Below are 25,068 nucleotides of genomic sequence, written 5' to 3'. Positions count from 1 at the left end.
GCATGAAAGGCTTGACAGGTGATCGTCTGGATCAATGGGCCCTTCGGCGTCGGCAAGACGACCCTCACGAAGGAGCTGTGCCGCCGGGACCCGAAGGCCCGCGCGTTCGATCCGGAACGCATCGGCTGGGTCCTCAAGCGCACCGTCGGGCGGCTCAAGCCCGGCGACTACCAGGACCTCCCGGTCTGGCGTTCGGCCACGGTCACCGCCGCCGCGTGGCAGACCCGCGGCGCCGACCCGCTCATCGTGCCCATGACCGTGGTCCGCGCCCCGGTGCTCGCCGAGGTCTTCGACGGGCTGCGGGCCCGCGGCCACGAGGTGCGCCACCTGCTGCTCGACGTGTCCGCGCCGGTGCTCATCGACCGCGTCGAGCAGGATGACGACGGCGGCCCGCAGGCGTGGCGCCTGGACCAGCTCGGCGCCTACCTCACCGCCCGCCGCGACCTGCGCGCCCGCGCCGACGCCGTCCTGGACACCGATGAGCTGGAGGCCGACGAGGTCGCCGACGACGCGGCGGCGATCATCGCCGCCTGGCGCAACTGACCGGCCGTTCGAAGCGCCGGTCAGACGCGCCTGACCGGCCCTTTCGAGAAGGGCCGGTCAGGACGGCCGCTGGTCAGTTCTTCTTGCTGGCGCTCGGGCTGGCGCTCGGCTTCGGGCTCTTGCTCGGCCCGGACCCGCTGGGGCTCGGGTTGGGGTTGGGGTCCGGCGTCGGGTTGGCCGGGTTGGCCGGGATGCTCGGGGTGGGCGAGATGCCCGTGCCGACGTCCTTGTCGCCGACGCCCTTCGACGGCAGGAACGACACCTTCGGCATCTTCACCGCGGTCAGCGCCCCGTCGAGGAAGTCCTTCCAGACGGGTCCCGGCAGCTTGCCGCCGATGATGTTCTCGCCGTTCTTGAACTTGATGGGCATCTCCTTGTCCTTGTTGCCCACCCAGACGGCGGCGGCCAGGCCGGGGGAGTTCTTCGCCTTGTCGTACGGCACGTAACCGGCCATCCACGCGTGCGCGTTGTCCGTGCCCTTGTCCAGCTGCCAGGTGCCGGTCTTGCCGGCGAGCTGGTAGCCGTGGGCGGCCTTCAGGCCGTAGTGCGCCGGCACGCCCTGCAGGACGGTGGTCAGGTCGTCGGCCATCTGCTCGGTGAACCCCGTGATCCGCTGCGGCTTGAGCACCTCGGCGAACACGCGTTTGTCGCCCTCCCACACCTCCTTCAGGAAGTGGGTCTTCGCGGCCAGCCCCCGGGCGGCGAAGGTGGCCATGCCGCCGGCGTGGTCCAGGACGGTGATCGGGTACTGGCCGAAGCCGACCTCGTTGTCGAACAGCTTCCCGCCGACGTCCGCGCCCTTGAGCTTGATCAGGTCCTGGCGCTGCGCCTCGAACTTGTTCTCGCCGACCTTGACGGTGGCCCACATCCCCGTGAGACCGGCGGCCCGTGCCGTGTCGATGACCTTGTCGGGGCCGAGCATCATCGCGATCTCGAAGAACGGGACGTTGAGCGAGTCGACCGTGACCTCCTCCAGCGTGCACCACGTGCCGGAGCCCGACTTGCAGTGCGGGATGGTGCCCTCCGTCGCGTTCTTGACCTGGTTCTTGTTCGCCGCGGTGCGGCTCCCCATGTCGTGCGGCACACCGTTCCAGTAGGAGTCGATCCTGTAGCCGGCCATCAGCGCCGTCGCGAGGGTGTAGACCTTGAACGTCGAGCCCGGCGGGTGGCCGCCGCAGCAGCTCGGCTTGCCGTTGCCGAGCACCGGGTCCTCGTAGTAGCCGGCGTAGTCGTTGCCGGAGCCCTTGTCGCCGCCGTAGTACGCCTTGACCCCGCCGCTCCCCGGCTCGACCGCGACCAAGGCGGCCTGCAGGTTGTCCCGCTGGTTGTACATGTTGGAGTCTTTGCTCTGCGTGCTCGCCTCCTGCACCGCGACCTTCTGCATGCGCGAGTCGAGCGTGCTGACGATCTTCAGGCCGCCGTTGCGGATCCGGTCGAAGTTCTTCGCGCCCTGCGCGTCGACGTCCTCGTACAGCAGCGCCCCGGTCGCCGGGTCGGTCAGCGCCGCGACCTCCTGGAGCACGTGGTGCACCGCGAGGCCCTCCGGCTGGTTCAGGCCGGTGTTGGCGGCGGCGTTGTTGGCCCGGTTCTGCGCCTGCGTGATGGGCGTCGGCAGCTTGAGCTGCTGCGCCTCGGCCTCGGGGAGGAACTTCAGGGCCACCATCTGCTTGCGGATGTAGTCGAAGCGGCCCTGTGCCTCGGCCTGGTTGACCGTCGGGTCGAACGGGCTGCCCTTCTCCTTCTCACCGTTCGGGTTCTTGATGATCCCGGCGATCACCATGCCCTCGGCCACGGTCAGTTCCTTGACGGGCTTGTTGAAGTAGGCGTACGACGCCGCCTGGATGCCGTCGGCGCCGCGACCGAAGTAGATGATGTTGAGGTACATCGTCATGATCTGGTCTTTGGTGTACTGCTGGTTGAGCTTCGTCGCGATGATCGCCTCGCGGACCTTCCGGCCGTACGTGACGCCCTCGAGGGTCGCCCACTTCCGGGCGTACTGCTGGCTGATCGTCGAGGCGCCCTGCAGCTCACCGCCTTTGATGTTGTTCCACGCGGCGCGGGCGACGCCCCAGTAGTCGACGCCGTCGTTGGTGTAGAAGGTGTTGTCCTCCGCCGCGACGACGGCCTGCTGCACGTGCTTCGGGATGTCCTCGAACTTGACGATCGTGCGGTTGCGCCCGATGCGGGCCATCAGCGGCCCGTCGGCGTAGTAGATCGACGTCGACTGCTCCAGGGCGAGGTTCTCCGGCAGCTCCACCTGGTCGAAGTAGTAGGTGCCGGCCACCATGCCGATGCCGGTGAGCATGATGAACGCGGCGAGCGCGGCGATGATGATGTTGCGCCGGCGCCGCTTCTTCGCGCGGGCACCCGGGGAGGGCCGCCCTTCGGGGACGTCGGGGCCGCCGGCGGACGGCGGCGCCATCCGCGCCGACGCCGGCACCGAGGCCCGCGCGGACGCCGAGCCGGACGCCGCCCCGGACGTCGGCACCGACGCCGATCCGGTGACCGGCCCGGTCACCGGCGCGGCGGCCCGGACCGGCCCCCCACTGGGGCCACCCGCAGGGCCGCCCACAGAGGCGCGCCCGGTCGGCGGCTCCGCGGGCGGCGGCGGGACGCTCGCGCGCCCCGCCTGCGGCGGCGGACCCGGGACGCTCGCGCGCCCGGCCTGCGGCGGCGGACCCGGGACGCTCGCGCGCCCGGCCTGCGGCGGCGGGCCCGGAACGCTCGCCCTGCCCGCCGGCGGGTTGCCCGGCTCACCGCCGTAGTGCATCTGTCCCACGCTGTGTTGCCCCCAAGTCTGTGCGTCCGGCGGCGGCGCGGCGGGGTTGCCGCGACTCGCCCGGCCATCGGGCAGATCCCGGGACGGGGTCACCCCGTCGCCACTGCCCGGAGCTGCCCCGCAGCGCGTCCCGACGGGTGGCGCCACCCGCGGAACTCACACTGCGTCATCGGCGACGCCGGCAAGTCCACAACCCGTCCCTGGGTACGCATGCCGAGAGCGTACGTGCTTCCGTCATCGAGGGCGATCCCGCTCACCTTCCGTGACAGCCAAGGTGACACTGTGGAGGCGGCTTCCCGACGCACCGGACCGGCCGGCGGGCGGTGCGCGGCAGATACCATTGCCCGGTCCGTGGATGGCGCGGGCGCGAAAGCTAGGAGACCCCGCGTGAACGTCGAAGCGCTGCGCTTCCCCGGCCGGGAGTTCGACCCGTCGACCGGTGTCGCCCGCTTCCACTATGCGCTCGGTGACCTCGTGCTCACCGAGACCGTCGACTTCGGCCCGCCGTCGGTGCCGCACCCGGCCCTCGACAGGGTCCTGGACCTCCTCTACGTCGCGGCGTCCACGTCGTACTACAAGATCGCCGCGCCGCGGAAGGTGGAGCTCGGGTTCCCGATCGCCGAGAAGGCCTGGGCGTGGGTGACGGCGCTGTACCGCGAGGGCCTCGGCGAGTTCGCGTACCAGAACAAGCTCGACTACGTGCTGGACCTGGAGATCGTCCCCGGCCCGTGGGCCGAGTCGCCGCCGGAGATCCATGAGCCGTCCGGCCCACCCCTGGCGGCGGTCGGCGGCGGCAAGGACTCGATCGTCACGATGGAGGCGCTGCAGCGGGCCGGGCTCGACCCGGTGCTGTTCGCGGTCAACCCCAACCCGATCATCCGCAGCGTCATGGCCGTGTCACCGCAGCCCGTCCGCACCGTCCGCCGCACCCTCGACCCGAGGATGCGCGAGCTGAACGCCGGCGGCGCGTACAACGGCCACATCCCCGTCACGGCCATCAACTCGCTGGTCGCCGTCGCCGCCTCGCTCATGCACGGCCTCGGTCCGGTCGTCATGTCCAACGAGTCCTCGGCCTCGGTGCCCAACCTGACCTGGCTCGGCCGCGACATCAACCACCAGTGGTCCAAGGGGCTGCCGGCCGAGGCGCACCTGCGTGACGCCCTGCTCGCGCACGCCGGCCTGCAGGAGGCGTACTTCTCGCTGCTGCGCGGGCTGTCGGAGCTGCACATCGCGGCGCTCTTCGCCAGGTTCACCGCCTACGACGCGGTCGTGACCAGCTGCAACGCGGCGTTCAAGCAGCGCGACGCGACCGACCGGTGGTGCGGGCACTGCCCCAAGTGCCGATTCGTCTTCCTCGCCATGGCCCCGTTCACCGGCCGCGAGCGCCTGCTCGGCATCTTCGGCACCGACATCTTCGCCGATCCGACGCAGCTGCCGGGGTACCGGGAGCTGATGGGCCTCACCGCGCACAAACCGTTCGAGTGCGTGGGCGAGATCGAGGAGTCCCTCGTGGCGCTGCGCCTCCTCGCGGAGCAGGACGAGTGGAAGGACACCTTCATCGTGTCCGCGCTGACCACCGAGCTGGCCACGGCCGGGGCGGCGCTGCCGTCCGACGCCGAGGTCGAGGCCACGTTCCGCGGCGACGGACCCAACCTGGTCCCGCCGGTCTACCTCGCCGCCCTGGAGGGTCTCGGTGCAGCTCGCTGACCTGCGCGACCGGCGCGTCGCCGTCTGGGGCACCGGTCGCGAAGGCGTCGCCGCCGTCCGCGCCATCGCCGCCGCCGGCCCCGCGTCGCTGGTCGCCGTCGACGACCGGCAGAACTTCCTCACCAAGGACTGGTCGCCGGAGCTGGCCGCGCTCGCGCCGCTGCACGCCGGGCCCTCCGGGTTCGACGCGCTGCGCGCCGCCGACGTCGTCGTCCGCTCACCCGGCGTCGCGCAGACCCACCCGTGGATAGTCCAGCTGCGCGCCGCCGGCACCCGGGTCACCGGCGGCACCGCCCTGTGGATGGCCGCCCACCGCGACGTGACCATCGGCGTCACCGGCAGCAAGGGCAAGAGCACGACGAGCAGCCTCGTCAGCCACCTGCTGACCGCCGCCGGTGTCGCCAACGAGCTCGGCGGCAACATCGGCATCCCCGTGCTGGACCTGCCGCCCGCGCCCGCCTACGTACTGGAGCTCTCGGCGTACCAGTGCGCCGACCTCGACGACTCGCCCCGCGTCGCGGCCGTCACGTCACTGTTCCCGGAGCACCTCGACTGGACCGGCGGCGAGGACGAGTACTACCGGGTCAAGCTCAACCTCGTCGCCAACGGCCCGTCCGCGGTCGTGGTCCACGCCGGCGCCACGTCCGTCCTGTCGGAGCTGGCCCGCCGCTTCACGGACCTGCCGCTGCACGTCGTCGGTGGCCCGGACTCGTTCCACCTGGCCGGCGGCGTGTTCAGGTCCGGTGCCGAGCCGCTCTTCCCCCGCACGGCCCTGCGCCTGCTCGGCTCGCACAACGAGGCCAACCTGTGCGTCGCCCTCGGTGTCCTGCAGGCCTACGGCGTCGACGTGCCCGCCAAGGCGCCCCTGCTGGAGGCGGCCCTCGCCGGTTTCGCCGGTCTGCCGCACCGCCTGGAGCGCATCGAGGACCCGTCGGGCCTCACGTTCGTCGACGACTCGCTGTCCACGATCCCGCAGGCCGCGATCCACGCGATCGAGGCCTTCCGCGACCGCCCCCTCACGGTCCTGCTGGGCGGCGAGGACCGCGGCGTCGACTACTCGCCGCTGCGCGCGTACTTCGCCGCGGCGACGACGCCGGCCACGGTGATCGGCATGCCCGACAGCGGCGCCCGCCTCGTCGGTCTCCTCGCGGACCTGCCCCTCGTCACGACGCACGTCGCCGACAGCCTCGAAGAGGCGGTCGCCCTGTCCCGCAAGGTGACCCCCGCCGGCGGCGTGGTGCTGATGTCCCCGGCCGCCCCCAGCTACGGCCGCTTCGACAACTACGCCCACCGCTCCAAGGTCTTCCGCCAGGCGATCACCGACACCGCCCCGTAGCGGTCAGCGGAAGGCGGCCAGGCAGTCCGGGCCGGGCAGGGTCAGCGCCCGCGTCGCCTCAGGGCAGCTTCCTGGTGCCGAGGGCGCGGACCGAGGCGCGCTGCGGGGTCTTGCTCGACACGTTGAGGAAGCAGTGGGCGGTGCGGTCGCCGAGGGCCCACTGGCTGGCGGTCAGGCCGGTCCAGAACGTGTAGATGTCGGCCCGCTGGAACAGCTGCGTCTGCGAGATCCCGAGGAACTGGGCGATCTTCAGGTAGCAGGCGTCGCCGGCGAGTTCCTTGAGCTTCTGCTGCGACGGGTACTCGCCGGCCGGGGCCGTCCACGCGCCGACGAACTCGGTGTCGTGCGGGGTGTCGCAGGCCACCGGCTTGACCGCCGTGACGGTGCCGTAGAAGCCCTTGGCGTCGAGGTCGCCGCCGGAGAGCTGGACGCAGGTCAGCGCGAGCGGGCTCGGGCCGGCGCTCAGGCCGCCCTTGACGCTGCCGGTCCGCTCCTGCGGCGCGAAGAGGTCGTCGGACGCCTCGGCGATCCCGCACAGGTACTGGCGGCCGCCCGCCTGCCACGTCGCGGCCGGCGGCATGCGGAAGACGGGGAACAGCCGACCGGTGCGCCAGTCGCCGCCGAGGTAGGCGGTGATGGCCTTGTCGCACGCGGCGTACGCGGCGCGGCTGGGGTCGCTGTCCCAGGCGGGCGGCGCGGGTGCGTCGGGGACGGTGCCGCCGCCGGCGACCTCGACGGCGTGCGGCTCGGCGCAGTCGACGGCCCGCAGCGGCGCCACGGACGGCTCGAACGCGGCCACGGCCCCCTGCAGGCACGACCCCGGGGCCGGCGGGGAGTAGGAGGCGGCGGGCAGGGCCGGCCAGCCGTTGGTCAGGTCGCCGTCGGTGCCGGCGGGGTTGCCGCAGCCGGCGAGCGCGCCCGCGACGCACAGCACCGCGACCACGACCCGCCGCCCTCCCCGCACGGTCAGCCGCCGATGATCTCGGAGGTCTCGTCGCCGCCGGGCTCTTCCCGCAGGAAGTAGACGGCGCCGGCGGCGCCCGCCAGGCACAGGGCCAGCAGCGTCGCGACGATGATCACCAGGGGGATGACCAGCTTGTCCCGCGGCGGCTGCTGCGGCGCCCCGGACGGCTGCGGTGCGCCCGGCGGCTGCGGTGTGCCGAACGGCTGCGGTGCGCCCGGCGGCTGGGCGGCGCCGAACGGTTGGGGTGCACCCGGTGGCTGAGCGGCACCGGGTGGTGGTGCCCCGAACGGCTGCGGTGTGCTCGGCGGCTGCGGTGTGCCGGACGGCTGCGGTGCGCCCGGCGGCTGGGCGGCGCCGAACGGTTGAGGCACCCCGGACGGCTGCGGCGCGCCCGGTGGCTGAGCGGCACCGGGTGGTGGTGCCCCGAACGACTGCGGCGCGCCGAACAATTGCGGTGTGGCCGGCGGTTGAGCGACATCGGGTGCTGTCCTGAACAGCTGCGGCGCGCCGAACGGTTGCGGCTCACCGAACGGTTGCGGCTCGCCGAACAGCTGCGGCGCGCCGAACGCGTGGACGGCGGCAGGCAGCTGCGGCACGCCGGACGCCTGCGGCGCCCCGGAGGGCGGCGCCGCGCCGGGCGACTGCTGGGGGTCCGGGGGAGCGCCGGGCCGCAGCGGCGGGGCGCTCGTCTGCCGGGCTTCGGGTGGTCCGGCCGGGCCGGGCTGCGACGGCTCCGGCTGGTGCGGCGGGTGCGGACCGGTCATGCCCGCGACCCTACCCGAACGTGAACGGCGCTAGCGGTACCAGCTGCGCAATGCGGACAGCAGATCCCGGCCGCCCAGTGCCGGCGGTGGGGTCGGCAGCTGGCGCAGCAGCAGGTCCCGGCCCGTGACGGCGCCGGGCTCGGGGTCCGCGAGGGGCACCGGTGGGTACCAGAACCGCTCCGGCTCCACCTCGGGCTCGGCCATGTCGGCGAGGGCCCGGGCCGCCCCCGTCAGCACCGGCTCCGCCGGCCTGGTGGCCGTGACCGCGGCGGTGCCCGTGCGCAGGGCGCGCAGGTTGGCCAGCAGCGTGTCCCGGCCGCGGCCGCGCCACAGCAGGATCTGGAACGGGTCGGCGTCGAAGCGCTCCGCGAGGAGGTAGAACGCGGCCGCGAGGTGCTTGCACGGCACGGCGGCGTCGGGGCAGGAGCAGCGCATCGCCAGGTCGTGCACGCGGGCGGGGAAGAGCGGCGAGCCCGCGTCGGCGAACACGTCCTCGACGTGCGGCGGCAGCTCGCCGGCGAGGAGCTTCGCGGCGCCGAGGGCCTCCGCGGCGAGCGCGGTCTCGACCCGGGCCCACCCGTCGTCGTCGAAGACCTGCAGGGCGATGCTCACCTGGTACGGCGTGGGCCGCGACCCCTGCACGACCGCCGCGACCTCGCCGGGCTCGACGGTCAGCGACAGGACCTGCCCGGCGCGGGCGTAGTTGCGGCCGCGGGTGAGGCGGGTGCCGAGCGCGAACGACTCGAGGACGGCGAGGAAGCGCTTGCTCCACCAGCTCTCGCCGATGTCGCCGCGCGTGCTGCGCGCCCGGATCCCGCCCTCGACCTTGACGGTCCGTGATCCCCAGTACTCCGGGGTCGTCATGCGGTCGTCATGCGGTCGTCATGCGCGCAGCGCCTCCAGGCCGGGCCTGACGGCGCGGGCGACGAACTCGACGACGTCGTAGGCGACGAGGTTCCGCTGCATGAACGGGTCGAGCGACAGCCGCGCCTCCAGCTCTGGGCGGGGCACGCCGGCGGCGAGGATGACGCCGCCCTCGCGGGGGACCCGCGGCCCGGAGGCGAGGAAGATGCCGTCGTCGTACTGGGCGTCGACCCACTCGCGGTGCGCGGGCATCGCCTCGTCGATCTGCTCGAGGTCGACCAGGTAGCTGAGCGTGATCACGAACACCGGTGCAGTGTACGGGCTACTCGACGACCGCTCCCGCTTCCAGGGCCAGCAGCGAGCGCAGCTCGGCGGTGGACAGCTCGGTCAGCCACTGCTCGCCGGTGCCGACGATCTTCGCGGCGAGGCCGCGCTTCTCGGTGATCATCGCGGCGATCTTCTCCTCGACGGTGCCGGCGGTGACGAACTTGCGGACCTGCACGGCGCGGCGCTGCCCGATGCGGAACGCGCGGTCGGTCGCCTGGTCCTCCACGGCGGGGTTCCACCAGCGGTCGACGTGCACGACGTGGTTGGCGGCCGTGAGGGTCAGGCCGGTGCCGCCGGCCTTCAGCGACAGCACGAACACCGGCGGCGAGGACGGCGCTGCGGCCTGGAAGCGGGCGACGAGCGCGTCCCGGGCCGGCTTGTCGAGGCCGCCGTGCAGGTACGCGACCTCGCGGCCGAGCCGGGCGGACAGGTGCGCCCGGAGCATGCCGCCGAACTCCGCGTACTGGGTGAAGACGAGGGCGCGCTCGCCGGCGGCGAGGACCTCGTCGAGGATCTCCTCCAGGCGCTGCAGCTTGCCGCTGCGGCCGGCGAGGCGGCTGCCGTCGCGCATCGCGTGCGCGGGGTGGTTGCAGATCTGCTTGAGGCGGGTCATGGCCGCCAGGACCAGGCCGCGCCGGGCGACGCCGTCACTGCGCTCGATCTTGCCGAGCATCTCGTCGACGACGGCCTGGTAGAGCGACGCCTGCTCGCGGGTGAGGTTGCACAGCACCTCCATCTCCAGCTTCTCCGGCAGGTCGGAGATGATGCCGCGGTCGGTCTTGAGCCGGCGCAGGACGAAGGGCTGGGTGATGCGGCGCAGCCGGGCGGCGGCGTCGGCGTCCCCGCGGCGCTCGACGGGCTCGGCGAAGCGTTCGCGGAACTTCGTGGCGGTGCCGAGCAGCCCCGGGTTGGCGAAGTCCATGATCGACCACAGGTCGGCGAGCCGGTTCTCCACCGGGGTGCCGGTGACCGCGATCCGGTGCCGCGCCGGCAGCCCGCGGACCGCGACGGCCTGCTTGGTGGCGGCGTTCTTCACCGCCTGCGCCTCGTCGAGCACGAGCCGGTGCCACGGCAGCGACTTCAGCGCGGCCGCGTCGCGGGCGGCGATCGAGTAGGTGGTGATGACGAGGTCCGACGCGGCGACGGCGGCGCGGAAGTCGGCGCCGCGGGCGCGCTCGGCGCCGTGGTGGACGTGCACGCGCAGGCTCGGCGCGAACTTCGCCGCCTCCCGCTGCCAGTTGCCGACCAGCGACATCGGGCAGATCAGCAGCGTCGGGCCGGGCGCGTCGCCGGCGAGCAGGGCGAGGAGCTGGACGGTCTTGCCCAGGCCCATGTCGTCGGCGAGGATGCCGCCGAGCCCGGCCGATTCGAGGAAGCTGAGCCAGCTGAGGCCGCGCAGCTGGTACGGGCGGAGACTGCCCTCGAACCGTGCGGGCGGCGTCGCGGACGGGACCCGCAGCTCGGTGTCGCCGGACAGCAGGTCGCCGAGCCACCCGTCGGCGGTCACCTCGACGACCGGCAGGCCGCCGGGGCCTTCGGTGTCGCCGCCGGCGAGGTGCAGCAGGTCCGCGACGGTCATCTCGGCGTCTTCGGCCTGCCGGCGCATGATCTCGAGGCCGGCGGCGAGGCGGCGCTGGTCGAGCTCGACCCATTCGCCGCGCAGCCGCACGAGGGGCGCCTTGGAGTCGGCGAGCCGGCGCATCTCCTCGTCGGTGAGGGCGTCGCCGCCGATGGCGAGCTCCCACCGGTAGTCGACGACGGAGCCGAGCCCGACGGCGCTCTTCGTCGCGACGGTGCCGGGCTGGGCCGAGGACGGGCTGCGGGCGGTGAGCCGGGCGCCGAGCCTGGCCTGGGGCTTGCGCCACCATCCGGGCAGCAGCATCCCGAACCCGGCGGCCGACAGCAGCGGCGCGTGCTCGCTGAGCAGCTGGTGCGCGCCGGCGGTGTCGAGGGTGAGCGCGGCGGGCCGGGCCGAGCGCAGCGAGTCCTCCAGGGCCGGGTACAGGCGGCTGGCCCGCCCGAGCTCGGCGAGCAGCGTCTCCTGCGGGGCGGGGACCTGCCACTGGGACAGCTCGAGCGGGCCCGGCGCCTGCCAGACGGTGTCGGCGTCGACGACGAGGCTGGGCTCGTCGGCGGCCTGCAGCGCGAACTCGAGGCGCCATGCCGGCTCCTCGTCGTCGTTCAGGTCGAGGCGGGCGTACTCGATGGTGCCGGGGTCGGGCGGCGCGGCGAGCCGGAAGCAGGCCCGGACCGCGCCGCCGACCGCGTCGGCCTGCCATTCCCGCAGGTCGGCGCCCAGGGCGTCGAGCTCGGCGGGGGTGCCTTCGACGGCCCGGTCCGTGCCGGTGAGCGCGGCCAGCCACGCACCCGCGACGCCGCCGACCCTGGGGCCGGCACTGCCGGCACCGTGGCCGGCGGGGGGCAGGACGGCCCGGGCGGCGGCGTCGACGAGCGTGTCGAGCACCTCGGTGAGCAGCGCCGCCCGGGACGGCGCCCCGCCGAGCACGGCCTGCGGCAGCGACAGCGCCAGGGACCGGGTGTAGGCGGCGTCCCGGCCGGTCAGCACCGGGATCCACCGCGCCTCGGCGCCGCTCAGTCCCGGCAGCATGCGGCCGCGGCGGACCAGGGATCCGGCGAAGGTGGCCACCGTGGCCAGGGCGCGGACGGTCTCGCCGAAGACGAAGTCGTCGGTGCCGTCGTCGCCGCTGATCGCGACAAGGCTGGAGCGCAGGAGGGCGTAGGCGTCGTCCGCGTCGTACTCGATCGTGTCGACGGTCCACTCGCTGAGCCGGAGCGGGCCGTCGGGCGGCGTCAGCCGCGCCGCCGCGGCGGGCGACGGCTCGGGCAGGTCGCCGCGGGTCGGCAGGGTGAGCGTCCGGGTCGCCGGCAGGCCGGTGTCCTCGTCCAGGCGGAGGCCGCGGACGGCGAACGGATGCGCGGGGATCCTCGGCCGGCGCCCCCGTGGTGCGGGGTGTGGCTCGTCCGGGTGCTCCGCCCAGAGGCAGAGGCGGCCGTCGAGCCAGGCCGCGTGCACGACGATCACCCTGCGATCACCTCAGGGAGCCTAGCCCAGGCCGGTCGACCCGGACGGCTGAACCTCTGTTCAGTGATGGATGTCGTTGTTACCATCCGGTAATCCGAGTCAAATTCACATTGATTCGCGACCCCCCCGGAAGGGATCCGCCATGTCCCTGCCCCTGCTGAAACGCGCCGCCGCGGCGCTCCTCCTCACGGCCGGCGTGCTCGTCGCAACGCCCGTGCAGGCACCCGCCGCCGTCCTCCTCCCCACGGACTACTGCCTCGACGAGTGCGACGACATCGTCCCGCCGGGCCAGAACGGCAACGCCACCCTCGCCGACATCCTGGCGCACCAGGCGCTCGGCTACCGGCCGCCGCACTCCTCCGACCAGCTCGACAGGTACGCGAGCCTGGTCTCCGCGTACACCGGCCTCACCGGCGAGCAGATCGACCGCTTCTACAACAGCGCCTCCTTCGGTGTCCCCGCCGGCCAGGCCGAGCGCACCTACAGCCCGCGCGCCGACGTCACGATCGTGCGGGACAAGAGCGCCGGCGTGCCGCACGTGACCGGCACGACCCGCGCCGGCACCATGTTCGGCGCCGGCTACGCAGGCGCGGAGGACCGGCTGTTCGTCATGGACCTGCTGCGGCGGGTCGGGCGCGGGCAGCTGACCCCGTTCGCCGGCGGCTCGCCGGGCAACCGCGAGCTGGAGCAGAGCATCTGGCGCAACGCCCCCTACACCGAGGCCGACCTGCAGGCCCAGGTCGAGCAGCTGCGGACCAAGGGCACGCGCGGCGCGCAGCTCTACACCGACGTGCAGGACTACGTCGCCGGCGTCAACGCCTACATCGCCGCCTGCATGTCCGGCCGCAACTGCCCCGGCGAGTACGTGCTGACCGGGCACCTCGACGCGGTCACCAACGCCGGCGGGCCGGAGCAGTTCAAGATGACCGACCTGATCGCGATCGCCGGCGTCGTCGGCGGTCTCTTCGGCGGCGGAGGCGGCGGCGAGGTGGAGTCGGCCCTCGTCAGGGTGACCGCCCGCGCCCGCTACGGGCCCGTCGAGGGCGACCGGCTCTGGGCGGCGTTCCGCGGCCAGAACGACCCGGAGGCGGTCCTCACCCTCCACAACGGACAGTCGTTCCCCTACGGCGCCGCCGACCCGGACGCGCCCGGCGTCGCGCTGCCGGACGCGGGCACCGTCACCGCGCAGCCGGTCGTCTTCGACCCCACCGGCTCCGGGGCCGCGGCCGCCACCGGCGCGTTCTCGGCCCAGCACAAGGGCATGTCCAACGCGGTCGTCGTGGACGCCGCGCACTCCGCGACCGGCCACCCGATCGCGGTGTTCGGCCCGCAGACCGGCTACTTCTCGCCGCAGCTGCTCATGCTGCAGGAGCTGCAGGGCCCCGGGATCAGCGCGCACGGCGTCGCGTTCGCCGGCCTCAACCTGTACGTGCTGCTCGGCCGCGGCCAGGACTACGCCTGGAGTGCCACCTCCGCCGAGCAGGACATCACCGACACCTACTCGGTGCCGCTGTGCAACACCGACGGATCCGCGCCGACCGTCCAGTCCTCCGGCTACCTGTTCCACGGCACGTGCGCGCCGATGGAGGCGCTGACCCGCACCAACGCGTGGACGCCGACGCTCGCCGACTCGACGCCGGCCGGCTCGTACCGGCTGACCACGTTCCGCACGAAGTACGGGCTCGTCGCGTGGCGCGGCAAGGTCGGCGGCGTGCCGGTCGCCTTCACCCGGCTGCGCTCCACCTACCGGCACGAGGCGGACTCCGCGATCGGGTTCCAGGCGTTCAACGACCCGGCCGCGATGGGCTCACCGGCGGCGTTCATCGCCTCCGCCGCGAACGTCGGCTACGCGTTCAACTGGTTCTACGTGAACGCGACCGACACCGCGTACTTCAACTCCGGCGCCAACCCGGTCCGCAAGGCCGGCGCGAACCCGAACCTGCCGACCCGCGCCGAGGCCGCCTACGAGTGGCAGAACTGGAACGCCGACACCAACACCGCCGACTACACGGCCGTCGCGCAGCACCCCCAGTCGGCGGGCCAGGACTACTTCGTCAGCTGGAACAACAAGCAGGCCGCCGGCTACAGCGCCGCGGACGGCAACTTCAGCTTCGGCGCCGTCCACCGCGCCGACCTGCTCGACCGCCGGGTCAAGGCGGCCCTCGCCAATGGCGGCAAGGTCGACCGGGCCGCCGTGGTGCGCCTCGTCGAGGACGCGGCCGTCACCGACCTGCGGGCCGAGGCGCTGCTGCCGGAGCTGCTGCGCGTCCTCGGGCCCGGTTCGCCGTCCTACGCCGCGCTGGCCGCGTGGCAGGCGGCCGGCGCGAAGCGGATCGAGACGGCGCCGGGGTCCCACGTGTACCAGCACGCCGACGCCATCCGCCTCTTCGACGCGTGGTGGCCGAAGCTGATCGCCGGCGTCTTCAAGCCCGGCCTCGGCGACGACGTGTACACGGCCCTCACCGGCGCCCTGCAGATCGACGAGTCGCCGTCCGGATTCATCGGCTCGACGGGCGCCACGTCGCTGAACCAGTCGCAGAGCCACAAGGGCTCGTCGTTCCAGAACGGCTGGTGGGGCTACCTCGACAAGGACCTCCGCTCGGTCCTCGGCGACCCCGTCCGGGGCGGTCTCGGCCGCACCTACTGCGGCACGCCGGCCGCCTGCCGCGCCACGCTGTCCTCGACCCTCGCGGCCGCGGCGGCCGAGCCGGCCACCACCACCTACCCCGGCGACGCCTCCTGTGCCGCCGGCGACCAGTGGTGCGCCGACAGCATCATCCAGTCCCCGCTCGGCGGCATCACCCACGACAAGATCTCCTGGCAGAACCGCCCCACCTACCAGCAGGTCGTGTCGTTCCCGGCGAAGCGCGGCGACGACATCACCAACCTCGCCCTCGGCCGCAAGGCGACCGGCAACGGCACGTTCGTCGGTTACAGCGCCGGTGCCGCCGTCGACGGCGACCCGACCACACGCTGGGCGAGCTGGTGGAGCGACGACCAGTCCCTCACCGTCGACCTCGGCTCGGCCCGGACCCTGCGGCGCGTGATCCTGCGGTGGGAGGCCGCGTACGGCTCCCGCTACCGCATCGAGGTGTCCGCCGACGGCACCGCGTGGACCGCCGCGGCCACGATCGACGCGGGCAACGGCGGCACCGACAGCGTGACCTTCGCCCCGGTCAGCGCCCGGTACGTCCGCATGGCCGGCGCCGGCCGCGCCACCGGGTACGGCTACTCGCTGTGGGAGCTGGAGGCGTACTCGCGGTAGCGCCTCCGGCTCAGCGCACCGCGCGGTGGCGGCCGACCTCGTGCCGGTAGGGGCCGGCCGCCGCCCAGGTGATCTGCTCGCCCGCACGGCTCAGCACGCAGGTCTCCACGACCAGCTCGACCAGCACGTTCTGCCCGAAGCCGGGCGGCGGCCCCGACATGCCCCGCTCGGCGAGGAACGCCGCCGCGACGCTGCGCCGCAGCGCCTCTTCCCGCGGGAACCGGGCCCGCCCGGTCAGGTAGAACGCGTCCTCGGTGTCCCCGAGCGGAAACGTGTGCAGCGCGAACCGGTCGTCCCGTAGCAGGTCCTCCAGTTTCGGCGAGACCATCAGCAGGGCGTAGAGCCCGTCCTCGACCAGCAGCGGGCTGACCGGGTGCACCCGCGGCCCGCCGTCGGTCCGCACCGTCCCGAGGTACGCCAGCCCGACACCGCTGCGGTAGAGCAGCGCCCGCCCCGCGGCGGCGAGGTCAGGTGCCGACCGCCGGAAGCGCCCCCACGAGAGCATGGCAGCCAGATTGACGTACCGCCGCCTCACGGGTCAACTACCGAACGTGTCATTCGCGGTCGCACGATCAGCGCGGCGGTCGTGCTCAGCGCGGCGGGCTCCGCTCAGCGCGGGAAGTGCTGTTCAGCGCAGGAGGCGCCGGGCGGCCTGGGCGATCAGGGGGACGGCGCGGGGCTCCAGCTCGGCGCCGCCGTCGCGGACCAGGGTGGCGCCGAGCTCGGTGACGCGGCAGCGGGCGACGGCCTGGGGGAAGGCGGCGACCGGGTAGCCGCCGCGGGGCTCGGCGAGCAGGCAGGTGGTGCGCTCCCTGGTCTCGGCGACGCCGTCGACCGGCTGCGTCCACTCGAACCTGCCGAGGACCCACACCGTGCCGACCTCGATCTCGTCGATCTCGACGCGCTCGCCGCCGAACCGGAGCTTGACGGCGCGCCGGCGCTGCTCGATCACCGGCAGCGACGGCACACCCTTCGCGGTCAGGTCGCGGACGGCCTGCCCCGACATGACCCAGCGCTGCTCGTCGCCGAGGCGCTGCACGGGCGCGACGTCACGCGTCGAGGCGGTGGCGGCGTGACGGCGGGCGGCGCACCGCTCGCACAGCGCGGCGTAACCGTCGCCGGAGGCCGGGTTGCGCCCCTGGTGCGACATGCAGAACGCGCTGCCGCAGTCCCGGCACCTCCCGATCGCCAGCACGCCACAGTCGTCGATCCCGCACACGGCAGCCATCCGAGCGACGATACCCGCAGCCGTCGATGCGTGCCGCCACCAGCCGTGAGGGGTGCGTGCGCGGCGAGGCTGCAGATCGCGATGAGTCAGCACGCCGGGGTACACGGCCGGCCGCGCTGTTCGTCTTCGTGCCCGCGATCCTGTGCACCGTCTTCATGGCGGCGGCGGTGCGGGGCCGGCGGGCGACGACCTTACTGGCGCTGGTCGCGGCCACCGAACTGGGGCTGATGCTGCTGACGGAGGAGGCGGGGACCTCGTACACCGGACTCTTCCAGCGCCTCGTGCTGCTGTTCCTGCTGTGGACGCCGCCGCTGGTCGCGTTCCACCCGTGGCTCGCACCGCGGCGCTGACCGGGGCCGGGACCCCGTTCGCGGCGAACGGGGTCCCGGTGGCATCCGCCTTGCGGCCCGGGCCGGGCGGCCACGGTCCGATGGGCAGAAGGTCAGACGGGTAGAAGGTCAGACGGGCAGAAGGGAGCGGTTGGACTCGGTGAGCGCGAGGATGTCGCTGGTCAGCGGGGCGTACACGCGGCGCAGCAGGGCCGGGTCGGCGGCACTCGCGATGACGGCGAAGACCGCGCGGGCCAGGGGCTCGGCGAGGTCCGGCGGCACGGCCGCGCGGGCGGCGACGTCGGCGAGGAAGTTGACGTGGACCTCCTGGTCGTACAGGTGCTGATAGGACCACAGGGGCTCCGCGAGCGTCGGTGGCAGCTCCGCCGCGAGGTGGTGCACCCAGCCGTCGGGCAGGCGCGTGGCGAGGGCGTGCAGCACACCCCGGACCGCGCGCCGGGTCTCCTCGGCGGTGGCGAGGCCGGTCTTCTCACGGACCTCCGTGATGAACACGTCTTCATACATGTGAGGAACGCTCCCCAGGCCGCAGGTGAAGCACCATCACCAGCCGGGAGCGAACGGCTCTCTCCCACGTCCGCTCATCCGCCGGAGGTGGGACAGGGTCACCCGGCGCGCGCCCAGCATGGCCGCGTACATCCCCTCACCGTTGGGAGACCTACCGATGGCATTCCTGGTGACCCGACCCGGACGGGCGTTCACGTTCCCGGCGGCGACGATGCCGCGCATGGGCGGCGTGCCGGTCGACATCGAGGAGACCACCGACACCTACCGGGTCGACCTGGACCTGCCCGACGTCGACGCCGCCGACGTGCAGATCGACCTGCGGGACAACGAGATCCGGGTGGCCGGCAGCTACCGTGACCGGCCGCGCACCGGCACGATGCACCACCACGCGCGGCAGGAGGGCGCGTTCGAGTTCCTCGTCGCACTGCCGGGCGACATCGACGGCGACCGGGTCGAGGCGAACCTCGACAGCGGCGTGCTCACGATCGTGGCGCCGAAGGCGCGCGGCGAGCAGCCCCGCCGCATCACCGTCCAGTCGTCGAGCCGGCCCAGCCTGGAGCAGCGGGCCACCGGCACCGGCTCGGGCACCGGCACCGAACCGCAGGGCGCGGGCCGGGCCGAGCAGCAGGCGCGGGGCGGCCGGCCGCCGCAGACCGATCCCGCCGACACACCCGCGGCGCAGGCCAAGCAGATGCGTGAGGGTCAGTCCCGCCCGCGGCCGGCGAGCCAGCAGGCCGGGAGCACCGGCACCGGCAGCACGGGTCAGGTCGGTCGTAGCGGCATGACCTGAGCGTCGGGGTTCAGGCCCGCGACACGGCGACGCGGTCCCCCGCGGGGCCGCTCGCCGGTCGACGCGGTCGGCGCACGAGTTGGGGGGTACCGATGACGACGGTTGACACCCGCGACTACTACGCAGACCTCGGCGTGCCGAGGAACGCCCGCCGGGAGGAGGTCCGGCGCGCGTACCGGACCCTTGCCCGCCTGCACCATCCGGACGTGAACCGCGAATCCGGGGCGGAGGAGCGTTTCAAGAGGATCGCCGAGGCGTACCGGGTGCTGTCCGACCCGCGTCGCCGCCGCGACTACGACGCGAGCCAGGCGGCCGCCGCCGACTGGCTCGGCAGCCTGTTCCAGCGCCGCGGTTCCGGCCCGGCGGCCGCCCCCGGACGCCAGCGCCCCGGGCCGCAGCGTCGTCAGCCTCCGTTCAACCAGCCGGGCCCCCGGGACCAGGCGGATTCCCGCGAACCCGCCGGCCCCGCGGATCAGGCCGGCTCCCGGGACCAGACCGGCGACCGGGACGGGAGCGGTCCTCAGGGGCGGGCCGGGGCGGACAGCCAGGCCGAGATCGCCGTCGCCGTCGAGGACGCGTACCGCGGCGGCCGGCGCACGATCAAGCTGCCCGGACCGGCGGGGCGCCCCCGGCAGTACACCGTGGACATCCCGGCGGGTGTCGCCGACGGGCAGCGTGTCCGGCTGGCCGGCCAGGGCGGGCCGGGCACCGACGGCGGGCCGGCCGGCGACCTCTACCTCGTCATCCGCCTGTCGCCGCATCCCCGGTACCGGGTCCGCGGCCGCGACATCATGGTCGAGCTGCCGGTGACGCCGTGGGAGGCGGCGCTCGGCGCACCCGTGCGGGTGCAGACACCGGCCGGTCCGGTGCGACTGGACGTGCCGGCCGGCTCGTCGTCTGGCCGGCGGCTGCGCCTGCCCGAGCTCGGCCTGCCCAACCCGCGAGGCACCGCCGGCGACCTGTACGCCAAGGTCCGCATCGTCATCCCGCCGGACCTGTCCGAGCGCGAGCGGCGCCTGTACGCGGAGCTCGCCGCGGCGTCCACGACCGACCCCCGGAGCTCGGCATGACATTTCCACTGGCACGGGCGGCGCGGCTGCCCCACGAAATGACCCTGCCCGACTTCGCCGAAGCGGCCGGACTGCACCCCGACCTCGTGGAGCGGCTGGTCACGCTCGGGCTGGTGGAGGTCACCACCTTCCCGGACGGCGCACTCGGCTTCGCCGTCCGGGAACTGGCCACCGTCGCCCGCATCCGCCGGCTGCACGACGAACTGACCCTCAACTACGCCGCCGTCGGTGTGGTCCTGGACCTGCTCGACCGGATCGACGAGCTCGAAGACCGACTCGCAAGGAGGGCATGATGCTCAGAAGAGAAGCGTGGCTGCTCGGTGTGCGAGGCGTCCTCGCCGTCGTGTTCGGCATCGTCGCGGTCATCTGGCCCGGGGTCACGGTGATCGCGCTCGCGGTGCTGTTCGGGATCTTCTCGATCGCGACCGGCATCGAGCAGCTCGTCCACGCCATGCGCCCCTCCGCCGGCGCCACGAACCCGGTCACCGGCTTCGCCGACGGCAACGGGCCGCGGCTGGCGCGGGCGGTCGCCGGGCTGTTCGGGCTCGTCCTCGGGGTCCTCGCCATCGTGTGGCCGGGCATCACCGGGGTGGCGCTGGCCGTCATCGTCGGCGCGTGGGCGATCGTGACCGGCGTCGCCGACCTGTGGCTCGCCGCCCGCCAGCACGGCGGCTGGACCCTGGCGCTGGTGGGCGCGATCGCGGTGGTGGCCGGGCTGTTCGTGGTGGTGCGGCCCGCGGCGGGCGCGGTCGCGATCGCGTGGGCGATCGGGGTGTACGCGATCGTCAGCGGCGTGCTGCTCCTGATCGCCGCGTACCAGCTGACGCATCAGGGGCGGGGCCGGCTGTCGCCCGCCTGACGGCCCGCTCAGGCGCCCGTCGCGTCGCCGCTCAGGTCGCTGCTGCCCGTCGGGTCGCTGCTGCCGCTCAGGTCACCGCGAGGGTGTGAGACGTGGGCATGGACGATGCGCCAGCCCTCCGGGAGGCGGACCCAGGTCTGGGACTGTCTTCCGGGACGGTCGCCGGTGCCGGGGTAGTCGAACATCGTGGTGACGGTGGCCAGGTCGGCGCCGAACGTCGTGATCTTCGTGCCGGAGAGCCGGCGGCCCGGGGGGAGCGGCGGCTGAGCGGACCGCCAGTCGCGCAGCTCGCCGGCGCCGGTCTGGTGGTCCGCGACGCCGAAGCGGACCACTGCCGGGGAGTCCCAGAACGCCTCGGCCAGCGCGGTGACGTCGTTGGCGACGAGTGCCTTCTCGTACGCCACGAACGCCGCCTCCACCTCGGCGACGATGTCGTCCCTGTTGATCCGCACGGGTGTCCCTTCTGACGCAACCGGCTTGCACGGAGCTGGTCGCGCGGTGGTCCCCAGGGAGGACGGGGGACCACCGCGCAGTCGGATGGCTGGGCCGCGGGCGCGGCGGCGGTGTGGCTAGGCCGCCGGCGCGGCGGCGGTGTGGCTAGGCCGCCGGCGCGGCGGCGGTGTGGCTAGGCCGCCGGCGCGGCGGCGGTGGCGGGAGCCGGTGGGGCGTCGCCGTGCGGGCTGTCCAGGGCGAGCTCGTCCGCGTCGATCGGCCGGGGTTCGGGGCGGCCGAGGGCGAACAGGCCGCACACCACCGCGATGAAGAGATAGCCGAGGGCGACCGGGCCGTTGGCGTTCCAGGCGACCTTCTCGCCGTGGATCAGCCCGGCGAAGGCGAGCGCCGCGCCCGAGAGGGCGAAGACACCCGCGTGGATGAAGCGTTTGTCGATGATGAACGCGACCACCGAGCCGAACACAAGGCCGGCGAGGATCGCACCCTGGCCGAGGGTGAGCAGGCCGCTGTAGATGACGCCGTTGCCGGCGAGCGCGGCGTCGCCGACCTTGGCGGCGGTGGTGCCCGCGGCTGCCAGGGAGTTGTCGATCTGGCTGGTGGCCCACTGGGCGATGTTGGGGATCAGCGCCGCGATGACCGCCGCGGCGTGCGCCCTGGGGGAGAACTGGAAGGCCTGCGCGCCGATCAGCAGGCCGATGTAGAGCAGGATCGGCACGATCGCCGGCAGCGGGAAGACGGCGCCGAGGAGGCCGAACAGGCCCAGGAAGCACAGGATCGCGATGACGACGCCGGTCGCCATCGAGTAGCCGCTGCCGCCGCCGGCCCTCTTCCAGCCGGGGTGCCCGACGTACACGGCCGGGGGGAAGGGGGAGCCGAGCGCCGCACCGATCAGCGCACCGGCGCCGTCGGCGAGCAGGACGCTGCGCAGGTTGTAGTTGTCGCCGGCGGCCGCGGCGCTCTCCACGTTGGACATCCCCTCGGTGAAGTTGTAGACGCCGAGGGGGATCGCGGTCGCGAGCAGCGGCGCCACGTCGGACAGGCCGGAGGTGAGCAGGCCCAGGTGCAGGCCGGGCAGGGCGAAGCCGATGTCGTCGACGGCGGCGCTGACCGCGTTGCCGTCCATCGCGCCGCCGGCCCAGCCGATCGCGGTGCCGAGCAGCAGCGCGGCGAGGCCGATCGGGAAGTTGCCCGGCAGCCTCGTGTCGGTGAGCAGGCCGATGAGCAGCAGCGCGAACACCGGCAGCGCCACCCACGCGAGGTCCCACATCCGCGCGGCGGGCAGCATCGAGATGAACGTGATGGAGATGCCGGCGAGGGTGCCCAGCAGCGCCGCCCGCGGCGCGTACTTCCTGATGTACGGCCCGATGAACGCGCCGGCGAGCACGATGAGCCCGATGATGAACGCCCACGCCAGCCCGGCCTTCCAGGCCAGGGTCGGGTTTCCGGTGCGGAGGTACACCGGCAGCATGATGACGAAGATGACGATGAACATGTGCGGCACGCTCGGCCCGTAGGGCAGCGCGGTGACGTCGGTGCGGTGTTCCCTGCGGGCGAGGCGCCGGGCCAGGAACGTGTAGTAGACGTTGCCGGCGACGAGCGCGATGCCGAGCGCCGGCAGGATCGCGTGGAAGACGTCGCGCTCGCTGAGCTTCACCACGAACAGGCACAGCGACGTCAGGGTCAGCACGTTCACGAGCACGTTGACGCCGAAGCCGAAGAACGCGTTGGTGTCACCGCGGACCCACCACGGGACCTTGAGTGGAGCGGGAGTGGTCATGTCTCACGTCCTCTGCGGAAAGGGTTGCAGTGCGGCGATGAACGACGACGAGGGCGCGACCCAGCCGAAGATGCCGCCCTGCGCGGCGATCATCCGCAGGCCCGCCTCCTGGAACTCCGGGAAGTAGGAGCCGACGCAGTCCGACAGCACGAGGCACTCGTAGCCGCGGTCGTTGGCCTCCCGGACGGTGGTGTGCACGCAGACCTCGGTGGTCACGCCGGTGACGACCAGGCTGCGGATCCCGCGCGCGGCGAGGACGTCGCCGAGGGACGTCTTGTAGAAGGCGCCCTTGCCGGGCTTGTCGATGACGAGTTCGCCGCCGGCCGGGGCCAGCTCGTCGATGATGTCGTGGCCGTGCTCACCGCGGATCAGGATGCGGCCCATCGGCCCGGGCGCGCCGATGCGCATGCTGGGCTCGCCCCGGTTGAGCTTCGCCGGCGGGCAGTCCGACAGGTCCGGCAGGTGCCCCTCGCGGGTGTGGATGACCGTGAGGCCCAGGGCGCGGCAGGCCGTGAGCAGCGCCGCCGTCGGCTCGATGACGCGGCGCAGCCGGCTGACGTCGTTGCCGAGGGTCTCGCCGAAGCCACCGGGCTCCATGAAGTCGCGCTGCATGTCGATGACGAGCAGCGCCGTGGCCGAGGGTTCGAAGATGAAGGGTCCGGGCAGCGCGTCCACCGTGGCCATTCAGACCACCGCGCCGGAGACGGTCGCCGCGATGACGTCGGTGGACGTGGCGACGCAGCCGAACACGCCGCCCTGCATGGTGACCATGTGCAGCGCCGCGGCGTGGTTGGCCGGGTCGGTCGCGCCGGTGCAGTCCGACAGGATGAGGCACTCGTAGCCGCGGTCGTTCGCCTCGCGCATCGTGGTGTGCACGCACACGTCGGTCGTGATGCCCGTGAGGATGAGGTGGGTGATGCCGCGGGTGCGCAGCACCAGGTCGAGGTTGGTGGCGTAGAACGCGCCCTTGCCGGGCTTGTCGACGACGACCTCGCCGGGCACCGGCGCCACCTCCGGCACGATCTGCCAGCCCGGCTCGCCCTTGACGAGGATCCGCCCGCACGGGCCGGCGGCGCCGATCTCCGCGCCGATCTGCGCGGACCGCCAGCGCTTGTTGGGCGGCAGGTCCGACAGGTCCGGGTCGTGGCCCTCTCGCGTGTGCACGACCAGCATGCCGAGCCCGCGCACGTGGTCGAGCAGCTTCGCGGTCGCCGGGAGACCCGCCCGGGTCAGGCCGATGTCGTAGCCCATGCTGTCGACGTAGCCGCCCGGTCCACAGAAGTCCGTCTGCCAGTCGATGCACAGCAGTGCCGTGCGGCTGACCGGGACCGAGCCGTCGAACGGCCAGGCGTAAGGCCTGGCGCCGACGACCGGGCCGATGCTTGCACTCATTGCCCCTCCAATCCTCGGTGTTCCCGGAAGCCGCCGGAGGCGGTGATGTCCCGGGTGGTGCCGGCCGTCCCCGGCCCCTCGCACAGCAGCGAACTCGCCTCCAGCAGCGGCGATCCCGGCCGGTTGGCGGGTGCGGGGCATGCTGTCGATTGTCGACAGTTCTGTTACGCCGAGCCGCTGTCCATGTAACGCGTCGATGTCCGAAGGCCGGTACCCGACAATCGCTCGTATGTGATCGCCGTCACTGCCGCCGTGCCGCGATGAGACGACTGTTCCGGCTCGGACTCGCGGTCATCCCTCACGGGCGACGACAACGCCAACGTGCTCGACGGCGGCCTGACGGGCTCCCGGACGGGCGCGCGGCGTGGCAGAATCCCGGCTACCCCTCGGCCCCGGAGCCTGCTATGCCGCTCGTCCGCATCCCCGCCGGCGCGTTCGTGCCACCCATCTGCCCGCGCCACGGGCGCCCCGCCACGAGCATGCGGCAGATGGTGTTCCTGTCGCCGCTGCCGCTGTGGGCATGGCCGCTGGCGGTGCTCGCCGGCCGGCTGCTCTACCGGGCCCTGCTCAGGCCCCTGCGCAAGGAGGCGCTCGCGCCGGCCTGGCCGTGGTGCCGCCGCTGCGGCCTGCGCCGCGCCGCCCGGATCGCTCTGGGCGTCGCCGCGATCGCCGCCGGTCTCGTCGCCGCCCTGAACCTGAGCGAGAAGGTCCACGGCACGGCCGCGCTCGCCACCCTCGCCGGCACCCTGGCCTGCATGGGCGCCGGGCTTGCCGTCGTCGCCAGCAGCAACCACGCCGCCATGGCCGGCGTCCGGGTCAGCCACGACGGGCTGTGGCTGCAGCCGCGGCGCGCGCACCCCGCGTTCGTCGCGGCGCTCGCGGCACGGCCGCTGCCGGAGTACCCGATGCCCGAGGGCTGGACCGTCCCCGCCACCGCCGCGCCCTCCGCTGTCTGGGCCACCGTTCAGCCCGCGGCGGATCCCGTTCCCACGCCGTCCGCCGCGTCCGCCCCGGTGCCTTCGCCGTCCGGCTGGACCCCGCCGAGCGCCTGAT

The 25,068-nt window shown here is 73.5% G+C and carries 23 protein-coding genes; 10 read left to right on the top strand and 13 right to left on the bottom strand.

Annotated elements, in window-relative coordinates:
- The first annotated feature begins 18 nt into the window (after positions 1 to 18).
- Positions 19 to 543 (top strand): AAA family ATPase, encoded by a 525-nt coding sequence (locus ACFY3L_RS33915; RefSeq protein WP_389333445.1) that lies wholly within the window; start codon positions 19 to 21, stop codon positions 541 to 543.
- Between the two features lie 73 nt (positions 544 to 616).
- Here the strand turns inward: ACFY3L_RS33915 and ACFY3L_RS33910 are convergent, their stop codons facing one another.
- Positions 617 to 3,313, bottom strand: coding sequence for a transglycosylase domain-containing protein (locus tag ACFY3L_RS33910; protein WP_389333442.1), 2,697 nt, complete (start codon positions 3,311 to 3,313; stop codon positions 617 to 619).
- Between the two features lie 396 nt (positions 3,314 to 3,709).
- On the opposite strand from ACFY3L_RS33910, the gene ACFY3L_RS33905 reads away from it, so the two are divergent.
- The gene (locus tag ACFY3L_RS33905) at positions 3,710 to 5,029 is read left to right on the top strand and encodes a hypothetical protein (RefSeq protein WP_389333439.1); all 1,320 of its coding nucleotides are present in this window, start codon (positions 3,710 to 3,712) and stop codon (positions 5,027 to 5,029) included.
- A complete protein-coding gene (murD, locus tag ACFY3L_RS33900; RefSeq protein ID WP_389333436.1) occupies positions 5,016 to 6,365 on the top strand; it encodes a UDP-N-acetylmuramoyl-L-alanine--D-glutamate ligase in 1,350 nt (449 codons plus the stop codon). The genes ACFY3L_RS33905 and murD overlap by 14 nt, the downstream gene beginning before the upstream one ends.
- A gap of 58 nt (positions 6,366 to 6,423) precedes the next feature.
- On the opposite strand, the gene ACFY3L_RS33895 is transcribed toward murD, so the two are convergent.
- Genes ACFY3L_RS33895 through ACFY3L_RS33875 form a run of 5 tightly spaced genes read right to left on the bottom strand, consistent with a single transcriptional unit; the run spans position 6,424 to position 12,327 of the window.
- Positions 6,424 to 7,329, bottom strand: coding sequence for a septum formation family protein (locus tag ACFY3L_RS33895; protein ID WP_389333433.1), 906 nt, complete (start codon positions 7,327 to 7,329; stop codon positions 6,424 to 6,426).
- A gap of 2 nt (positions 7,330 to 7,331) precedes the next feature.
- A complete protein-coding gene (locus ACFY3L_RS33890; RefSeq protein ID WP_389333430.1) occupies positions 7,332 to 8,093 on the bottom strand; it encodes a hypothetical protein in 762 nt (253 codons plus the stop codon).
- A gap of 30 nt (positions 8,094 to 8,123) precedes the next feature.
- On the bottom strand, positions 8,124 to 8,957 hold the full coding sequence (locus tag ACFY3L_RS33885; protein WP_389333427.1) for an SWIM zinc finger family protein: 834 nt from the start codon (positions 8,955 to 8,957) through the stop codon (positions 8,124 to 8,126).
- A gap of 18 nt (positions 8,958 to 8,975) precedes the next feature.
- On the bottom strand, positions 8,976 to 9,263 hold the full coding sequence (locus ACFY3L_RS33880; protein ID WP_389333424.1) for a YciI family protein: 288 nt from the start codon (positions 9,261 to 9,263) through the stop codon (positions 8,976 to 8,978).
- A gap of 16 nt (positions 9,264 to 9,279) precedes the next feature.
- Entirely contained in the window at positions 9,280 to 12,327 is a 3,048-nt protein-coding gene (locus ACFY3L_RS33875) for an SNF2-related protein (protein WP_389333421.1), read from the bottom strand.
- Positions 12,328 to 12,469: 142 nt separating this feature from the next.
- On the opposite strand from ACFY3L_RS33875, the gene ACFY3L_RS33870 reads away from it, so the two are divergent.
- Positions 12,470 to 15,592 (top strand): penicillin acylase family protein, encoded by a 3,123-nt coding sequence (locus ACFY3L_RS33870; protein ID WP_389333418.1) that lies wholly within the window; start codon positions 12,470 to 12,472, stop codon positions 15,590 to 15,592.
- A 10-nt stretch (positions 15,593 to 15,602) separates the two neighbouring features.
- Here ACFY3L_RS33870 and ACFY3L_RS33865 read toward each other — a convergent pair whose 3' ends face one another.
- Both ACFY3L_RS33865 and ACFY3L_RS33860 read right to left on the bottom strand, forming a co-directional pair.
- On the bottom strand, positions 15,603 to 16,097 hold the full coding sequence (locus tag ACFY3L_RS33865; RefSeq protein ID WP_389333415.1) for a pyridoxamine 5'-phosphate oxidase: 495 nt from the start codon (positions 16,095 to 16,097) through the stop codon (positions 15,603 to 15,605).
- Positions 16,098 to 16,220: 123 nt separating this feature from the next.
- The gene (locus ACFY3L_RS33860; RefSeq protein WP_389333412.1) at positions 16,221 to 16,820 is read right to left on the bottom strand and encodes a hypothetical protein; all 600 of its coding nucleotides are present in this window, start codon (positions 16,818 to 16,820) and stop codon (positions 16,221 to 16,223) included.
- Positions 16,821 to 16,948: 128 nt separating this feature from the next.
- Here ACFY3L_RS33860 and ACFY3L_RS33855 point away from each other — a divergent pair, with 128 nt between their 5' ends.
- Positions 16,949 to 17,170, top strand: coding sequence for a hypothetical protein (locus tag ACFY3L_RS33855; protein WP_389333409.1), 222 nt, complete (start codon positions 16,949 to 16,951; stop codon positions 17,168 to 17,170).
- Positions 17,171 to 17,278: 108 nt separating this feature from the next.
- On the opposite strand, the gene ACFY3L_RS33850 is transcribed toward ACFY3L_RS33855, so the two are convergent.
- Positions 17,279 to 17,674, bottom strand: a complete 396-nt coding sequence (locus ACFY3L_RS33850) for a DUF2267 domain-containing protein (protein ID WP_389333406.1) — start codon at positions 17,672 to 17,674, stop codon at positions 17,279 to 17,281.
- Between the two features lie 157 nt (positions 17,675 to 17,831).
- Between ACFY3L_RS33850 and ACFY3L_RS33845 the strand changes: the two genes are divergently transcribed.
- The 4 genes from ACFY3L_RS33845 (at position 17,832) to ACFY3L_RS33830 (ending at position 20,393) form a co-directional block, all read left to right on the top strand.
- Positions 17,832 to 18,464: an Hsp20/alpha crystallin family protein gene (locus ACFY3L_RS33845; protein WP_389333403.1), complete on the top strand. Its 633-nt coding sequence runs from the start codon at positions 17,832 to 17,834 to the stop codon at positions 18,462 to 18,464.
- A 92-nt stretch (positions 18,465 to 18,556) separates the two neighbouring features.
- Positions 18,557 to 19,534, top strand: coding sequence for a DnaJ C-terminal domain-containing protein (locus ACFY3L_RS33840; protein ID WP_389333399.1), 978 nt, complete (start codon positions 18,557 to 18,559; stop codon positions 19,532 to 19,534).
- Positions 19,531 to 19,827, top strand: a complete 297-nt coding sequence (locus tag ACFY3L_RS33835; protein WP_389333396.1) for a chaperone modulator CbpM — start codon at positions 19,531 to 19,533, stop codon at positions 19,825 to 19,827. Before ACFY3L_RS33840 ends, ACFY3L_RS33835 begins: the two co-directional genes overlap by 4 nt.
- The gene (locus ACFY3L_RS33830; protein WP_389333393.1) at positions 19,827 to 20,393 is read left to right on the top strand and encodes an HdeD family acid-resistance protein; all 567 of its coding nucleotides are present in this window, start codon (positions 19,827 to 19,829) and stop codon (positions 20,391 to 20,393) included. The genes ACFY3L_RS33835 and ACFY3L_RS33830 overlap by 1 nt, the downstream gene beginning before the upstream one ends.
- A gap of 8 nt (positions 20,394 to 20,401) precedes the next feature.
- Here the strand turns inward: ACFY3L_RS33830 and hpxZ are convergent, their stop codons facing one another.
- The 4 genes from hpxZ to ACFY3L_RS33810 form a co-directional block, all read right to left on the bottom strand.
- On the bottom strand, positions 20,402 to 20,845 hold the full coding sequence (gene hpxZ, locus ACFY3L_RS33825) for an oxalurate catabolism protein HpxZ (RefSeq protein WP_389333389.1): 444 nt from the start codon (positions 20,843 to 20,845) through the stop codon (positions 20,402 to 20,404).
- A 173-nt stretch (positions 20,846 to 21,018) separates the two neighbouring features.
- Positions 21,019 to 22,623 carry a regulator gene (locus ACFY3L_RS33820; protein ID WP_389333386.1) on the bottom strand — a complete coding sequence of 535 codons (1,605 nt, stop codon included), beginning with the start codon at positions 22,621 to 22,623 and terminating at the stop codon, positions 21,019 to 21,021.
- 3 nt (positions 22,624 to 22,626) lie between these two features.
- Positions 22,627 to 23,307: a cysteine hydrolase family protein gene (locus ACFY3L_RS33815; protein WP_389333383.1), complete on the bottom strand. Its 681-nt coding sequence runs from the start codon at positions 23,305 to 23,307 to the stop codon at positions 22,627 to 22,629.
- Positions 23,308 to 24,015: a cysteine hydrolase family protein gene (locus tag ACFY3L_RS33810; protein ID WP_389333380.1), complete on the bottom strand. Its 708-nt coding sequence runs from the start codon at positions 24,013 to 24,015 to the stop codon at positions 23,308 to 23,310. It abuts the gene before it with no gap.
- A 404-nt stretch (positions 24,016 to 24,419) separates the two neighbouring features.
- On the opposite strand from ACFY3L_RS33810, the gene ACFY3L_RS33805 reads away from it, so the two are divergent.
- Complete coding sequence (locus tag ACFY3L_RS33805) at positions 24,420 to 25,067, top strand: hypothetical protein (RefSeq protein ID WP_389333377.1); 648 nt, start codon at positions 24,420 to 24,422, stop codon at positions 25,065 to 25,067.
- Position 25,068: the final 1 nt, after the last annotated feature.

The organism is Dactylosporangium sp. NPDC000521 (genome assembly GCF_042898305.1).
Taxonomy (GTDB): domain Bacteria; phylum Actinomycetota; class Actinomycetes; order Mycobacteriales; family Micromonosporaceae; genus Dactylosporangium.
Note: the sequence above shows the minus strand (reverse complement) of the source record. Positions and strands in the feature narration are given on the sequence as shown.

What these genes read in the sequence shown, in the direction of transcription:
- ACFY3L_RS33885 (WP_389333427.1), bottom strand. Translation starts at nt 8,957, where the DNA reads ATGACGACCCCGGAGTACTGGGGATCACGGACCGTCAAGGTCGAGGGC.
- ACFY3L_RS33815 (WP_389333383.1), bottom strand. Translation starts at nt 23,307, where the DNA reads ATGGCCACGGTGGACGCGCTGCCCGGACCCTTCATCTTCGAACCCTCG.
- ACFY3L_RS33810 (WP_389333380.1), bottom strand. Translation starts at nt 24,015, where the DNA reads ATGAGTGCAAGCATCGGCCCGGTCGTCGGCGCCAGGCCTTACGCCTGG.
- ACFY3L_RS33835 (WP_389333396.1), top strand. Translation starts at nt 19,531, where the DNA reads ATGACATTTCCACTGGCACGGGCGGCGCGGCTGCCCCACGAAATGACC.
- ACFY3L_RS33865 (WP_389333415.1), bottom strand. Translation starts at nt 16,097, where the DNA reads ATGCTCTCGTGGGGGCGCTTCCGGCGGTCGGCACCTGACCTCGCCGCC.
- ACFY3L_RS33820 (WP_389333386.1), bottom strand. Translation starts at nt 22,623, where the DNA reads ATGACCACTCCCGCTCCACTCAAGGTCCCGTGGTGGGTCCGCGGTGAC.
- ACFY3L_RS33890 (WP_389333430.1), bottom strand. Translation starts at nt 8,093, where the DNA reads ATGACCGGTCCGCACCCGCCGCACCAGCCGGAGCCGTCGCAGCCCGGC.
- ACFY3L_RS33850 (WP_389333406.1), bottom strand. Translation starts at nt 17,674, where the DNA reads ATGTATGAAGACGTGTTCATCACGGAGGTCCGTGAGAAGACCGGCCTC.
- ACFY3L_RS33845 (WP_389333403.1), top strand. Translation starts at nt 17,832, where the DNA reads ATGGCATTCCTGGTGACCCGACCCGGACGGGCGTTCACGTTCCCGGCG.
- ACFY3L_RS33860 (WP_389333412.1), bottom strand. Translation starts at nt 16,820, where the DNA reads ATGGCTGCCGTGTGCGGGATCGACGACTGTGGCGTGCTGGCGATCGGG.
- ACFY3L_RS33805 (WP_389333377.1), top strand. Translation starts at nt 24,420, where the DNA reads ATGCCGCTCGTCCGCATCCCCGCCGGCGCGTTCGTGCCACCCATCTGC.
- ACFY3L_RS33910 (WP_389333442.1), bottom strand. Translation starts at nt 3,313, where the DNA reads ATGCACTACGGCGGTGAGCCGGGCAACCCGCCGGCGGGCAGGGCGAGC.
- ACFY3L_RS33840 (WP_389333399.1), top strand. Translation starts at nt 18,557, where the DNA reads ATGACGACGGTTGACACCCGCGACTACTACGCAGACCTCGGCGTGCCG.
- ACFY3L_RS33870 (WP_389333418.1), top strand. Translation starts at nt 12,470, where the DNA reads ATGTCCCTGCCCCTGCTGAAACGCGCCGCCGCGGCGCTCCTCCTCACG.
- ACFY3L_RS33830 (WP_389333393.1), top strand. Translation starts at nt 19,827, where the DNA reads ATGCTCAGAAGAGAAGCGTGGCTGCTCGGTGTGCGAGGCGTCCTCGCC.